Origin of the sequence: Meiothermus sp. Pnk-1, assembly GCF_003226535.1 — a bacterium.
GTDB lineage: Bacteria > Deinococcota > Deinococci > Deinococcales > Thermaceae > Allomeiothermus.
In genome coordinates this window covers 1-13,865 of record NZ_QKOB01000004.1, presented here as the reverse complement: position 1 = coordinate 13,865, position 13,865 = coordinate 1, and the positions used below count along the sequence as shown (strand labels likewise).

The following is a 13,865-nucleotide window of genomic DNA, read 5'->3' as shown; positions in this document are numbered from 1 at the left end:
TCCCCCTCGCGGGATAATGAGAGCATGAGGACATCTCCTGCTAAGTACGGCCATACCCTCGAGTTCGGCCACTGGATCGGCGGGGAAGAGGTGTGGGAGGGTAAGGCCCTCGAGCGCCGTAACCCCTCAGACCACGCCGACGTGGTGGCCCGCTTTCCCGAAGCCAGCAAAGACCTCCTGCGACGGGCGGCCCGAATCGCCCGGGAGGCCTTCGAGCGCTGGTCACGCACCCCGGCCCCGGTGCGGGGCGTGACCCTCTTGAACTTCGCCACCGCCTTGACCCGTGAAAAGGAGACGCTCGCGCGGCTGTTGGTGCGCGAGGTCGGCAAGACCCTCAAGGAGGCCCGCGGGGATGTGCAGGAGGCCATTGACACCGCGGTGTTCTTCGCCTCGGAGGGCCGTCGCCTCTATGGCCAGACCGTGCCCAGCGAGATGGCGGGCAAGGAGCTTTTCACCTTCCGCCGCCCCCTGGGGGTGGTAGGGATGATCACCGCCGGGAACTTCCCCATCGCGGTCCCCTCTTGGAAGATCATCCCCGCGGTGCTCGCCGGGAACACCGTGGTGTGGAAGCCCTCCGACGACTCCCCTACGCTCTCCATCGTTTTCGCCCGGCTCTTCGAGGAGGCTGGGCTACCGCCTGGAGTGCTCAACGTGGTCTTCGGCGGGGGAGGCGGTTCTACCGGGGAGTGGTTGGTTGAGCTAATGGATGAGGGGCTATTCAACAAATTCGCCTTCACCGGCTCGAGCGCGGTGGGTCGCCGTATCGGGGAGATCGCCGGGCGCAACCTGATCCGCCCCACCCTCGAGCTAGGGGGCAAGAACCCGTTGGTGGTGATGCGCGATGCTGATATCGAGCTGGCGCTCGAGGGGGCTTGGTGGAGCGCTTTCGCCACCGGCGGGCAGCGCTGTACCAGCGCGGGGAACATCCTGGTGGACGCGCCCATCTATGAGGAGTTCAAGCGGCGCTTCCTCGAGCGAACCGAGGCTACCGCCATCGGCAACCCCTTGCTGACCGAGCCGATCACCTATGGCCCCTTCATGAATGAGCGTTTCTACGCGGGGTGGGCTAGGCACTACGAATGGGCTTCCCAGGACAGGGCCAAGCTCCTTTTCGGTAAGGGGCGCATCACCGCGAAGAACCCTTATCCGCACTTCAAAGGCGACCCGGATGCTGGCCACTTCGGCTGGCCCACGGTCTGGGAGGCTGCCCCCGGCATGAAGATCTTCGAGACCGAGGTCTTTGGCCCCACTGTCAACCTGGTCAAAGTAGACGGGATCGAGGGGGCTATCGAAGCGGCGAACGCCCACCCATATGGGCTTTCCTCCAGTATCTACACCAATCACCGCGGCTGGGCTTACCTGTTCAAGAACGGCATCAAGGCCGGGATGACCTCGATCAACAACTCCACCGTAGGGGCCGAGGCGCACCTGCCTTTTGGGGGTATTCGCGCGAGCGGCAACGGGGCGCGCGAGTCGGGCATCTGGGTGATCGAGGAGTACACCTACTGGCAGGCGGTAAACGAAGAATATTCCGGCAAGCTCCAACTTGCCCAAATGGATACCGAGTACGCCCAGGCCAAGGAACCCACCGACTGGGCCAAGACCCTGGGCATGTGACCGAATACACCATCGGGGCCTTACCGGGCGTTTCAGCCGCCACCTTCGGCGGGGGTTCCACCGCTTGTCCGGCTGCGGGGTGTCCAGCCTAGGCTCCAAGCGCCTTTACTCCACCGCTTCCCGATCGGTCACGGCGTTCGAGCACCGCGCCTCCCGGGCCTTTCAGGCCAGGGGGGCGGGCTATCCACGTTGGCCGCCGCAGGTTTGGGCTGGGCAAACCCGTGCAAAGCGTTAGGATAATGCGTATGAGCGTCAGCCGGTATTACGACGTCAAGCGCGACGAAGGGGGCAACCGTTACCTCGAGGTCTACGTTCAAGGATTTCTTCTGACCCGCTTCCCGCTGCTCAACAAGGGAACTGCCTACACCCTGGAGGAGCGCCGCCAGCTGGGGCTTGAGGGGCTCCTGCCGCCGCACGTCAACACCATCAAAGAGCAGCTGGACCAGACCTACCGGCAGTACCGCCTGTTGGGCTCGGAGATGGAAAAGCATATCTACCTGCGCAACCTGCAAGACCGCAACGAGGTCCTGTTTTATGCGCTGTTAGAGGAGCACCTCGAGGAGATGCTGCCCATCCTCTACACCCCCACCGTGGGTGAGGCAGTGCGGCAGTTTTCCCATATCTATCGCTACCCGCGGGGCTTCACCGCCAGCACCGCGAACATCGAGGGGATCCGGGAGGCGCTGGCAAACGTGCCTCTAAACGATGTACGGCTCATCGTAGCGACGGATTCTTCGGCGATTTTGGGCATCGGTGATCAGGGTTTTGGCGGGATGGCTATTCCCATCGGCAAACTCTCGATCTACACCGCGGCGGGCGGGGTGGGACCCGATAAAACCTTGCCGGTGGAGCTTGACGTAGGCACCGACCGGGCCGATTTGCTCTCCGATCCCCTCTACTTGGGGATGCGGCACAAGCGCCTTAGCGGCGAGCCCTACTACGCCTTCATGGATAGGTTTGTCGAAGCGGTCAAGGAGCGTTATCCCAAGGTGGTCATCCAGTGGGAGGATTTCGCCAAGGATACCGCCTTCGCCGTGCTCGAGCGCTACCGTAAGGTGATCCCTTCCTTCAACGACGATATCCAAGGAACCGGAGCGGTGGCGCTGGCCGGGTTGCTCTCCGCCTGCCGCTTGAAGGGCGAGCGGCTCTCGGAGCAGCGCATCGTCATTCACGGGGCCGGAGCGGGAGGCATCGGGGTGGCCTGGGCCATCTTGGAAGGGCTCAAGCGCGAAGGCCTGTCCGAGGAGGAGGCTAAAAGGCGGCTTTTCGTGCTGGATTCGCGAGGGCTTTTGGTGGAGGGGCGCGGCATGGAGGCCTACAAGCAGCCGTATGCTCAGCCGCTCGAGGCCCTGACCGGTTGGAGCTTCGCCGGGCAGATTCCAACCCTGCTCGAGACCATTCAAAACGCTCGCGCCACCGCGTTGCTGGGCCTCTCAGGGCAAGGCGGCTGCTTCACTGAACCGGTGGTACGGGCTGTACAGAACAATACCCCCAGGCCCATCATCTTCCCCCTCTCCAACCCCACCTCCGCTTCCGAGGCCCTTCCCGACGACCTTATTCACTGGACCGAGGGTCAGGCTATCGTGGCCGCGGGTAGCCCCTTTCCTCCGGTGGACTACAACGGAAACCAGTACCCGGTGGGCCAGGGCAACAACGCCTTTATCTTCCCCGGGTTGGGCTTCGCGGCGGTGCTGGGGCAGGTCAGCGAGGTTTCGGATGGGATGGTGTTGGAAGCCGCCTATGCCCTGGCCGACTATACCGCCCGCGAGACCCCGGGGCGGGTCTACCCGCCGGTCAAGCAATTGCGCGAGGTGAGCCGCGAAGTGGCCAGCCGAGTGCTGGCTAAAGCCCTGGAGGAGGGGTTGTGCCGCGAGCCTCGAGTCCAGAACATGAACGCCGCCCAAGTAGGGGCTTTTGTGGCCAGCCGGATGTGGGAGCCGCACTATTTACCCTTTCGCTGGGCGGACCGGAGAAAGGAAGGATGAACCCCCCACGAGCCACAGAGGATTCGCCTGATATTTGTGCAGCTTGATTGATCATTGCTGTATAAGATTTTGTATACTCACCTTGATATGGCAGGGGAGAAGGACCGTCCGGTGTACATCATCTCGGTGGCTGCGGAGCTGGTAGATATGCATCCGCAGACCCTGCGCTTGTATGAGCGAAAAGGGTTGATCCGGCCTAAACGCTCTTCGGGGAAGACCCGCCTATACTCCGAGCGGGACGTAGAAAAGCTGCGCGAGATCCGCCGGCTGACCCAGGAGCTGGGGGTGAACCTGGCCGGGGTGGAGGAGATCATCAAGCTGCGGGATGAGTTATACGCCCTCGAAACCCGCTTCCGCGAAGAGGTATTGCGCCTCAAGGCCGAACTGGGAGAGAAGCTCGAGGCCCTCAAGTCTCCCCCAGCCCTGCCCGCCCCGCGCGAGCTCGAACCCCCAGCCAAGAAGCAGTCCGCTGCCAAAGACCGCCCGGTCTACGTGATCTCGGTGGCTGCGGAGCTGGTAGATATGCACCCACAGACTTTACGGTTGTATGAGCGCAAAGGGTTGGTGTCTCCCAAACGCTCTTCGGGGAAGACCCGCCTATACTCCGAGCGGGACGTAGAAAAGCTGCGCGAGATCCGCCGGCTGACCCAGGAGCTGGGGGTGAACCTGGCCGGGGTGGAGGAGATCATCAAGCTGCGGGATGAGCTCGATGCGCAACAAGCCCGGCTCGAGAGCGAGGTGACTCGGCTGCGGCTGGCCTTGCTGCGCGAGCTCAGCGAGCGGCAGAAATCCGAGCCCAGCTCGGAGAGTGCTTAAAAAGCCGCTCCGCCCATATAATCCGTAGCGTGAACAAGCATTTAGACGCCCTCATCGAGTTCTTGCGCATCCCTTCGGTTTCGGCTAGTCCCGACCATAAGGAAGACGTCGCCCAGGCGGCTCGCTGGCTGGAGGCTAAGCTCTCCGCGCTGGGGTTCCAGGCCGAAGTGATCGCCACTCCCGGTCACCCCATCGTCTACGCCGAGAGAATTGTGGACCCCCAGGCCCCCACCGTGCTCATCTACGGCCACTACGACGTGCAGCCGCCGGACCCGCTCGAGCTGTGGCACACCCCGCCTTTCGAGCCCACCCTTCGAGAGGGCAAGCTCTACGCCCGGGGGGCCTCCGACGACAAGGGCCAGATCTACGCCCACATCGCCGCGGTCGAGGATCTAGGGGCTGACCTTAGGGTCAACGTCAAGTTCGTGATTGAGGGGGAGGAGGAGATCTCCAGCGCCAACCTCGAGCCCTTTGTGCGCGCCAATGCCCTGCGCCTAGGGGCCGATGTGCTGCTCATCTCCGACGGGGCGATGTACGCCCCTGGGGTGCCGAGCCTGGAGTACGGGCTGCGCGGGTTGGTGTACATGGAAGTTCGGCTGGAAGGGGCCAACCGCGACCTGCACTCCGGCGTGTACGGCGGGGCTGCTCCCAACCCCATCCACGCGGCGGCTTGGATGATCGCCAAGCTCAAGGGCGAAGACGGGCGGATTCTGGTCCCCGGTTTTTACGATGCGGTGCGTGGGCTTACCGAGGAGGAACGCGCCAACCTGGCCAGCCTGAACTTTGACGCAGCGGCGTTCGCCTCCTCCATTGGCGCTGAGGCCCTGCCGGGTGAGCCCGGTTGGGGGGCGTTGGAGCGCACCTGGGTTCGCCCCACCCTGGACGTCAACGGCATCTGGGGCGGGTATCAGGGAGAGGGTTCCAAAACGGTGATCCCTGCCAAGGCGGGGTTCAAGTTCTCCATGCGCTTGGTCCCCGATCAGGATCCTGAAGCGATCCAAAAAGCCGTTACCGCTTACCTCCAGCAAATCAAGCCCGCAGGCTACCGGATGGAGATCCTCTCCCATGGTAGCGGAAAGCCGGTGCTGACCGATTTGGACTCGCCTTATATGCGCAAAGCCGCACAGGCGCTCGAGGCCGCTTGGGGCCGCAAGCCGGTCTTTACCCGTTCCGGCGGGAGCATCCCCATCGTGGCGAGCTTCCAGGAGACTCTAGCTATCCCGGTAGTGCTCCTGGGGATGGGCCTCAATGACGACAACCTGCACTCGCCCAACGAGAAGTTCGACCTGATCAACTACGAGAAGGGCATCGAGGCCAGCCGCAACTTCTTGCGGCTGTTGGCCTCCCGCTGAAGCCCGCTACGACACCACCGGGATCCCTACCTGGCTCGAGCGCTGCGAGCTTCCCCGCCGGAAGATCAAGGCCTCCCCGCTGCGGCCCTCTAGCAGGGGCACGGCGGGGGATTTGGCCACCTGGGCGCAGAAGGGTACGTCGTCCTCGAGGCCTACCTGCCTGAGCGCCTGGGCCGCCGCCGAGAGGGAGAGGGGCTCGAGCGGGTCGGGGTAGGTGCGGCGGGTGGAGAGGGCCACCAGCGCCCCGTCGTCGAGGTCGTACTGGCCCATCAGCTGCAAAAACTCCGCCAGCACCCCGGCGGTGTAGGTATCGTCGAGGCCTACCCGGCCCTCCTTGCCCGCACACAACACCGCCACCTCCTCGGTGGCGAGTTCGTGGGCCAGCCGGGCGGCGGCGTGGGCGTTGTACAGCGAGGCCAGCAGCACGTGCTTGGCCGAGCGGGCGGCCAGGTGGGCGGCCTTGGTGCCGTTGGTGGTGCTCATCACCACCGTGCGCGCCCCCACGGGGGCCTCGAGCGCCTCCCGGGGGCTATTGCCCAGGTCGAAGCCCTGGGGTTTGAGCCCCCCCACCTCCCCCCCGAGGACCACGTCCTCGTCCTTGAAGGCCCGGGCGGATTCGATCGAGGGGGTCAGGTAGAGGGCGCTGGCCCCGGCCTCCAGGAACGCCGCGGCGGTGGTGGTGGCCCGGATCACGTCCACCACCAGCACCACGTCGGCAAAGGCCAGCTCTTCGCGGGGAATCAGGTCAACCCGTAAGCGCATAGTTCTTCCTCAGGGTGTTGATATTTTCCCGGATGCTCGAGCGGGCATTAAACACGCTCGAGCCCGCCACCAGGATGTCGGCTCCCGATACTTGGGCCACGGTTTGGGGGGTGATCCCCCCATCCACCTCGATCAAGCAGGCCGGGTTGAGCCGGTCGCGCAGCGTCCGTAACTCGCGCAAACGTTGCGTGGAGCTTGGGATAAATTTCTGTCCACCAAACCCGGGATTGACCGTCATCAAAAGGGCTAGATCGAGGTCGGGAAGCAGGGGTTCCAAAAAGGATAAAGGAGTGGCCGGATTGAGCGCCAGTCCCGGTTTAGCCCCCAGCTCGCGGATGCGCTGCACGGCCCGATGGGCATGAGGGGTGGCCTCGGCGTGAAAGGTGAGGTAGGTGGCTCCGGCCTGTACGAAATCGGCCAGGTACTTCTCGGGTTCCACGATCATCAGGTGGACATCCAAAGGAACCCGCGCGACCCGCCGGATGGCCTCCACCACCACGATCCCCATGCTGATGTTGGGCACGAAGCGCCCGTCCATCACGTCCACGTGGATCAAATCGGCCCCACCTTCCTGGGCTTCTCGAACCTGCTCGCCCAAGCGGGTGAAGTCGGCGGCCAGCACCGAGGGGGCGATCCATACGGTCGGTCGGCTCATCGGTTCCCCCTTTGGGGAATCGAGCAGCGTACCAACGGGCCATCTCGGTTCACGGCGCTGGCCAGGCGGTGATGTTGTCCCATAGGTCAATAGATTTTACCGAAGACCGTACAAGACTTCTTCTAGGGTAGTGGTGTCCACGATCTCCACGTACCCCCCGGTGACCCGTAACAACCCTTCGTTTTTGAGGGCGTGGAGTACTCGGGTCACGGTCTCACGGCTGGTGCCGGAAAGCTGGGCTAGCTCGAGGTGGGTGAGCTTCATCCGGCCGTTCTCGCCAAACCCCTGCCGGTAAAGCTTGAGCAAGGCATAAGCTACCCGGCCCCGGGCTTCCTCAAAGGAGAGGACTTCCAGCTCGAGGTCGGCCTCGCGCAACCTTTTGGCCAGGATTCCGGCGATGTTGTGGGCCACCTGTGGATAGCGGCGGATCAGGCTTTGGTAAGCCTCGCGGTAGAGCACCAAGAGTACCGAGTCGGTGACCACTTCTGCGCTCGCGCTGCGGGGCTCGTCGTCCAGGAGGCTCATCTCCCCGAAGACCTCGCCGGGGCCCAAGAAGGCAAAGACCCGCTCGCGGTCGTCGAGATAGGTGCGGAAGATGCGCACCCGGCCCTGTTGTACCACATAGAGCGCGGATCCCAGATCGCCCGCTTTGAAGACCGTGGCCCCCGCCGGATAGAAGCGGGCGATGAAGGCTTCCTGGGCGATCTCGAGCGCCTGAGGCGGGACTCCCCGGAAAAGAGGAGTCTGGGCCAGCAGGGTGGTGTCGCGCAGCATCGTCCCCACTCTAAGCGCCTCCGCCGGATCAGCGCAAGATACGAAAAGGGGCATAGTTGGGCTGGCGAGGGGGATCACGGGGGTTGGTATGCTTTGGGGGTGGTGTTGCGGACCGTTCGCCTGGCCTATCGGTACCCTGAGGTCGAACTATTCAAGGACTTCAACCTCGAGCTTTCCCCGGGGGAGGTACGGGTCATCCTGGGGCCATCGGGGAGTGGCAAGACCACCCTGATTCACCTGGTGGCCGGGCTGTTGGCCCTGCAGGAGGGCGAGGTGTGGTGGGGAGCAACCAACCTGGGGGGTTTGGGTGAAGAGGCCCTGGCGCGGTTGCGGCTGGGTTACTTGGGCCTAGTATTTCAGCACCACTACCTGATGTCCGAGCTAACCGCCCTCGAGAACGTGCTGGTTCCCGGCTATCTGGCGGGCCGGGTAGACCCAGCCTGGGGGCTCGAGCTGCTGGAGCGGATCGGCTTGGCAGACCGTGCCCGATTGCGCCCTCAAGCGCTCTCCGGCGGGGAGCGGCAGCGGGTGGCGGTGGCGCGGGCGCTCTACCTGCGACCCAAGCTGCTGCTGGCCGACGAACCCACCGGCAGCCTGGACCGCCGGAATGCCGAGCGGGTGCTGGCTTTGATGCTCGAGCTGGCCCGCGACTTGGGCACTGCGGTGCTGCTCGCCACCCACGACGAACACCTGGTACAGGGGTTGCCCGAGCTGCGGTTGGGCTGAGCCATTCGCTTCTTACCCCTTGCACCCTGTATCCTGTCTTGCGTATGACGCCTTTACACGTGCGCGCAAAGCCAGGGGAGGTGGCCCCTTACGTGCTCTTGCCGGGCGATCCAGGCCGGGCCCAGTGGATCGCCGAGCATTTCCTCGAGGACCCCAAACCCTACACTACCTACCGTAGCCTGCTGGGCTTCACCGGCACCTACCAGGGCTTAGCGGTCTCGGTGCAGACTACCGGAATGGGCTGCCCCTCCACGGCCATTGTGGTAGAGGAGCTAGCCCAGCTAGGGGCCAAGGTGTTAGTACGGGTCGGCACCTGCGGGGTCTTTAGCGACGACCTCAAAGCCCCTGAGTTGGTGGTGGCCCAAGCCGCAGTCCCCTTCGACGGGACCACACGGCAGTACTTGGGCGGCAGGCCCTACGCGCCCATTCCGGACTACGGGGTGCTCGAGCAGCTGGTAGGGGCCGCCCGCCGCCTTGGCTATCCCCACCACGTCGGGATGATCGTCACCGAGGACGCTTTCTACTCCCCGCTGGAGCACCACGGCCAGGCCATGGCCCCCTTCGGCGCTCTGGCGGCGGAGATGGAGTCCTCGGCCCTCTTTCTCATCGCCAAGATGCGGAAGATGAAAGCCGGGGCGGTACTGGCGGTGGTGAATAAGGTGGGGGATACCCAGTTTGTAGCCCCCGAGTTGATCCAAGAGGGGGTTGACCGGATGACCCGGGTGGCCCTCGAGGCCTGTGTGCAGATGGCAAACCAAGGAGGTTGACGATGAACCAGGAAGACGCTTTCACGCTCGAGATCCCCGAGTTCCGATACCTCTCTTACGCGGTGGAGGGCGGGATCGCCACCGTCACCATCCGCCGCCCCGACGCCTTGAACGCCCTGAATCAGGATGTGCTGCTGGAGCTGGCCCAGGTGAGCGAGGTCATCGCCGAAGATCCCGAGGCCAGAGTGGCCATCTTCACCGGCGAGGGGCGGGCCTTTGTGGCCGGGGCCGACATCAACCAGATTGCAGGGATCGCGGATGTGTTCGCCGCGCGCGAGTTCGCCCTGCTGGGCCAGGCGGTATTCAACGAGATCGCGGTGTTGCCGGTACCCACCATCGCGGCGGTCAACGGCTTTGCCCTGGGAGGGGGGCTCGAGCTGGCGTTGGCTTGCGACCTTCGGGTAGCCAGCCAAAAAGCCAAGCTGGGTCTGCCCGAAGTGGGGTTAGGGATCATCCCCGGCTTCGGCGGGACCCAGCGCCTGCCGCGCCTCGTCGGGCGAGGGCGGGCGCTCGACCTGATCTTCACTGGTCGGCACGTCCCTGCCGAGGAAGCTTTGCAGCTGGGCCTGGTCAACCGGGTGGCTGAAGACGCCCTGCAGGCGGCCCAGGAGTTGGCCCGGCAGATCCTAAAAAACGGCCCGGTGGCTTTGGCTTTGGCCAAGGAAGCGGTGGCGCGGGGAGAGCACCTCGACCTGGCGGAGGCCCTCGAGATCGAAGCCGATCTCTTCGGCCTGGCCTGCCAGACCCAGGACATGAAAGAGGGGACCCGGGCTTTTCTGGAGAAGCGGGCGGCGAATTTCAAGGGCGAGTAAAGGTTGATGCGTGAGCCAGGACGCCCATCCAGGGTAGAGATGGCGTAGCATGGGGTGTGTCAGAAGCTAACCTCAACGTGCAAGAACGCGTCGTTTTGGTCTCGAGCCCCAAGTCTAAGCTCTACCTCGAGGCCGACCAATCCATTCGCGAAGCGCTCAGGAACTACCCCCGGGCCCTGCGGGCTTACGAGATCCTCTACAACGATCCCGAGGCCAAAGCCCACTGGGACATGGCCAACTACATCACCATGCGCAAGCTGGGCTATAACGATCACGGGCGGGTCCACGCCATGCTCACCGGGGCGGCTAGCGTGGCGATCCTCTCCCTCATCGCGGGGTCGGGGGCCAAGCTCGACGTGGTGGAGAGCGGGGCGGGGAACCTTGAGGACACCTTCTTGGTGGTTCTCCTCTCGACCATGCTCCACGATATCGGCAACCAGGTGCACCGGGTAGCCCATGAGGGGTTCAGCGTGATGCTGGCCACTCCCATCGTGGACCGCATCTTGGAGCAGATCTACCCTGATCCCGAACAGCGGGTCAAGCTGCGCGCGTTTATCTTGCACAGCATCAACTGCCACGACCTCTCTCCCGAGCCCCTCACCGTAGAGGGCGGCATCACCGCAGTAGCTGACGGCACCGACATCACCAAGGGGCGTGGGCGCAAGGCTTTCGCGCTGGGCTCGGTGGACATCCATTCCATCAGCGCTTTGGCCGTGGATGAGGTGCACATCCTCAAGGGGGAGCGCACCCCGGTGGAGATCCAGGTGTACATGAACAACTCCGCCGGAATTTTCCAGGTCGAGGAAACCCTCACCAAAAAGGTTATACGCAGCCCAATTCGCCACCTGGTGAGCGTGGTGGCGATGACCCTCGAGGGCTCGGATAGCGACCAACGCATCATCAAGCGGGTGCGGTTGCACGACACCGAAGACCGCTTCGTCCTGGACTGAGCGCTCACCTGCCGGGCGACGTGAGCGTTTGCACAAAAGCCTGGAAAGCTCGATTTACCCGGGCTTCATCCTTGGTCGCCAGCAGGTCAAGGATCAGCCCATTGAAGCTCGCGACGATATGGGTGGCCAGGCTCCGGTGGTCACCTTGCCCCAGGATTTGCCCGAGCAGGCTTTCGATCAACCCTACCCAGCCCTCGAGGGCGGCCCTGGAGAAACCCGCGTACACTGGATGCCCCGAGAATCCCAACACGTCTACCTCAAACAACAGGCGCAAAAAAGCCCGGGATTGGGGGGCGCTCAAGCGCTCCCAGAAGGCGCCCAGCAATTCCCCCAGACTTGCAAAGCGCTGCTTTGTGGCCAGGGTTTGCATGGCGGCCTGTTGGCGGGATACCGCCAGGGTCAGCACCTGGCTGATCAGGTGTTCCCGCGAGCCGAAGTGGTAGATCAGCATTCGCGCGCTGGTGCCCAAAGCCTGGGCCAAAGGGCGCAGGGAGAGGTTTTGCAGTCCATGCTCGAGCACGTACTGGGTAGCTTGCTCGAGCAGGGCTTGCCGGGTTTGGGGTTGCTTGCTCCGGCTCATATGTAACAAACGTTACACCTGGCGATGCATGTCCGGCACCCCCGAGGTCGTGTCGGGGCCAGGCCTGGCGCTCCGACAGTAGGGACGGGTTTAGGCCAGCGCCTCGAGTTCCGATAGCCAACCCTCGATCACCCGGAAAGAGCCCTCCCAAAATCCGGGGTCGGCGGGGTTGATCCCGGCCTTGGCCAAAATGCCCTGTGGGGTATCGGACTCGCCCGCGGCCAGGATCTCGAGGTACTTAGGTACAAAGGCCTGCCCCTCTTCCCGGTAGCGGTTGTACAGCGCCAGCACCAGCAAGTAGCCATAGGCGTAGCTATAGCAGTAGAACCGGTAATGCACGAAGTGGGGGATACCGCTCCAGGCTACCCAGTCCAGCTCGGTAAACTCCATGCTTTGCCCGTAGAGCTTTTGGTTCTCTTGGCGCCAGAGCCGGTTGTAGAGTTCGGCGGGTTGGATCCCATCCTTACGGGCTTGCTGGGCCTCGAGCTCCCAACGGGTGTACATCACCTGGCGGAAGGCGGTGTTGACCGCGTCCTCGAGGCGGTTAGCCAATAGCGCTGCGCGCTCTTCTTCGCTGTTCAGGCGCTCGAGGATCAAGTCATCCAGCAGGATTTCGGCGAAGACGCTGGCGGTCTCGGCCAAGGGGGTGGTGGCGCCGAAGTTCAGCAGGCGCTGCTGGCGCATCAGCATATAGTGCAGGCCGTGCCCCATCTCGTGGGCCAGGGTGTGGGCCGAGTCGAGGTCGTCGGTGTGGTTCAGCAACAGGTAGGGATGGGTGCTGGGCAGCCCACCCGAGCAGAACGCCCCGCCCCGCTTGCCCTTTTTGGGCAGCACGTCGATCCAGCGCTGGTCGAAAAACTCCTGGGCGATCTGCCTCAGCGTTGGGCTGAAGCGGCCCAGGGCCTCGAGCGTCATCTCTTTGGCTTCTAGGTAGCTCACCTTAGGCTCCTGGCCCCAAGGAGCCAGCCGGTCCGCGCTGGGCAGGCGCTCGAGACCCAGCCGCCGGGCTTTGAGGCGGTGGTAGCGCTCCACCAAGGGGTAATGGGCCTCGGTGGCGGCCAAGAGCCGCTCGATCTCCTCGGGGGTAAGCTCGTCGTCGAGGGCGGTCTGGCCCAGCGGGTGGGGGTAGCCGCGTAGCTCGAGGTCGGTCAGGCGGTCTTGGAACACGGTGTTGAAGATATAGGTCAGGGTGGGGGCTTCCTCGGCGTACTTGCCGTACAAAGCGGCATGAGCATTGCGGCGCACGGCGGGGTCAGGGTGGCGGAGCAGGGAGCGGGTCTGGGGGTCGTTGAGTTCTTTTTCCTCCCCGTCCACTTGCACCCGGAAGCGGAAGCGGCTGGTGTACTCGGTGTAGAACTGGCTCCAAGCGCTCCTTCCGGTGAGGTTCTTGAGGTTGAAGACCCGCTCCTCCTTTTCCGAAAGGGTGTGAGGCGCATAGGCCCGCAGCCGGGCGAGCCAGTGGCGAAGTTCGGCCAGCTCAGGGGCTTGGAGGAATTTGGCAAACTCCTCCTCGGGCATAGCCTTTAGCTCGATCTCGGCGAAAAGCAGGGTGTTGTTCACCTCGGTAAGAGCCTGGCGGGCTTGGTCTTGCACCTTCTTGATGAGGTCGTTCTGGGTGTCGGTGGCGAAGGCCAGGTTGGCGAAGATCAAAGGCCGGTAGGCCCGCTCGAGGATGGCTTCATATCTTCGCAGGGCCGCCTCGAGTTCAGCGGGGGAGAGCCCAGCCATCTTCCCGGCATAGCGCGCTTGGAAGGCCCCGGCCTCGGTTTTGGCGGCCTCGAGGTCGTGAATGAGTTTAGGGTCGGTGGGCGAGGCGTAGAGGTCGCTTAGGTCCCAGGTGAGGTCTAGGGTCTGTTCCATAGTGCGAGTATACCGGCTGATCTTGAGAAGGCTGGGGGCAAGGATATGACCCCCTTAACCTAGACGATACTTTTGATGTATCCTGCAGAGATCAGGAGGTCCAGATGAAGAAGCCCAAGGCAGTAGCACCCCAGGTCAAGTTCCAGGCCGCCCTGGAGGCGGTCAAAGGGGAAAGGAGCCTGGTGGAGCTGGCCCGTGCTTACGCGGTC

General features: G+C 63.7%; 13 protein-coding genes. 8 read left to right on the top strand and 5 right to left on the bottom strand.

Annotated elements, in window-relative coordinates:
- Window positions 1–24 precede the first annotated feature (24 nt).
- The 4 genes from DNA98_RS07175 (at window position 25) to DNA98_RS07160 (ending at window position 5,770) form a co-directional block, all read left to right on the top strand.
- Window positions 25–1,617 (top strand): aldehyde dehydrogenase family protein, encoded by a 1,593-nt coding sequence (locus DNA98_RS07175; protein ID WP_110528406.1) that lies wholly within the window; start codon window positions 25–27, stop codon window positions 1,615–1,617.
- A 245-nt stretch (window positions 1,618–1,862) separates the two neighbouring features.
- A complete protein-coding gene (locus DNA98_RS07170; RefSeq protein ID WP_110528403.1) occupies window positions 1,863–3,602 on the top strand; it encodes an NAD-dependent malic enzyme in 1,740 nt (579 codons plus the stop codon).
- Window positions 3,603–3,689: 87 nt separating this feature from the next.
- On the top strand, window positions 3,690–4,418 hold the full coding sequence (gene hspR, locus DNA98_RS07165; protein ID WP_110528400.1) for a heat shock protein transcriptional repressor HspR, fused homodimer type: 729 nt from the start codon (window positions 3,690–3,692) through the stop codon (window positions 4,416–4,418).
- A 17-nt stretch (window positions 4,419–4,435) separates the two neighbouring features.
- On the top strand, window positions 4,436–5,770 hold the full coding sequence (locus DNA98_RS07160; RefSeq protein WP_255418282.1) for a dipeptidase: 1,335 nt from the start codon (window positions 4,436–4,438) through the stop codon (window positions 5,768–5,770).
- A gap of 6 nt (window positions 5,771–5,776) precedes the next feature.
- Here DNA98_RS07160 and DNA98_RS07155 read toward each other — a convergent pair whose 3' ends face one another.
- The 3 genes from DNA98_RS07155 to DNA98_RS07145 all read right to left on the bottom strand — a co-directional run bounded on the left by DNA98_RS07155 (window position 5,777) and on the right by DNA98_RS07145 (window position 7,961).
- Window positions 5,777–6,532 carry a 2-phosphosulfolactate phosphatase gene (locus DNA98_RS07155; protein ID WP_110528395.1) on the bottom strand — a complete coding sequence of 252 codons (756 nt, stop codon included), beginning with the start codon at window positions 6,530–6,532 and terminating at the stop codon, window positions 5,777–5,779.
- The gene (gene rpe, locus DNA98_RS07150) at window positions 6,516–7,187 is read right to left on the bottom strand and encodes a ribulose-phosphate 3-epimerase (RefSeq protein ID WP_110528392.1); all 672 of its coding nucleotides are present in this window, start codon (window positions 7,185–7,187) and stop codon (window positions 6,516–6,518) included. The genes DNA98_RS07155 and rpe overlap by 17 nt, the downstream gene beginning before the upstream one ends.
- Window positions 7,188–7,283: 96 nt before the next feature.
- Window positions 7,284–7,961 (bottom strand): Crp/Fnr family transcriptional regulator, encoded by a 678-nt coding sequence (locus DNA98_RS07145; protein ID WP_110528389.1) that lies wholly within the window; start codon window positions 7,959–7,961, stop codon window positions 7,284–7,286.
- 102 nt (window positions 7,962–8,063) lie between these two features.
- On the opposite strand from DNA98_RS07145, the gene DNA98_RS07140 reads away from it, so the two are divergent.
- The 4 genes from DNA98_RS07140 to DNA98_RS07125 all read left to right on the top strand — a co-directional run bounded on the left by DNA98_RS07140 (window position 8,064) and on the right by DNA98_RS07125 (window position 11,216).
- Window positions 8,064–8,687 carry an ABC transporter ATP-binding protein gene (locus DNA98_RS07140; protein ID WP_233493137.1) on the top strand — a complete coding sequence of 208 codons (624 nt, stop codon included), beginning with the start codon at window positions 8,064–8,066 and terminating at the stop codon, window positions 8,685–8,687.
- 44 nt (window positions 8,688–8,731) lie between these two features.
- The gene (locus tag DNA98_RS07135) at window positions 8,732–9,454 is read left to right on the top strand and encodes a purine-nucleoside phosphorylase (RefSeq protein ID WP_110528386.1); all 723 of its coding nucleotides are present in this window, start codon (window positions 8,732–8,734) and stop codon (window positions 9,452–9,454) included.
- Window positions 9,455–9,456: 2 nt separating this feature from the next.
- A complete protein-coding gene (locus DNA98_RS07130) occupies window positions 9,457–10,266 on the top strand; it encodes an enoyl-CoA hydratase/isomerase family protein (RefSeq protein WP_110528383.1) in 810 nt (269 codons plus the stop codon).
- A 77-nt stretch (window positions 10,267–10,343) separates the two neighbouring features.
- Entirely contained in the window at window positions 10,344–11,216 is an 873-nt protein-coding gene (locus DNA98_RS07125) for a phosphohydrolase (protein ID WP_110528953.1), read from the top strand.
- A gap of 4 nt (window positions 11,217–11,220) precedes the next feature.
- On the opposite strand, the gene DNA98_RS07120 is transcribed toward DNA98_RS07125, so the two are convergent.
- On the bottom strand, window positions 11,221–11,796 hold the full coding sequence (locus tag DNA98_RS07120; RefSeq protein ID WP_110528380.1) for a TetR/AcrR family transcriptional regulator: 576 nt from the start codon (window positions 11,794–11,796) through the stop codon (window positions 11,221–11,223).
- Between the two features lie 90 nt (window positions 11,797–11,886).
- Window positions 11,887–13,656 (bottom strand): M3 family oligoendopeptidase, encoded by a 1,770-nt coding sequence (locus DNA98_RS07115; protein WP_110528377.1) that lies wholly within the window; start codon window positions 13,654–13,656, stop codon window positions 11,887–11,889.
- Between the last annotated feature and the right edge of the window lie 209 nt (window positions 13,657–13,865).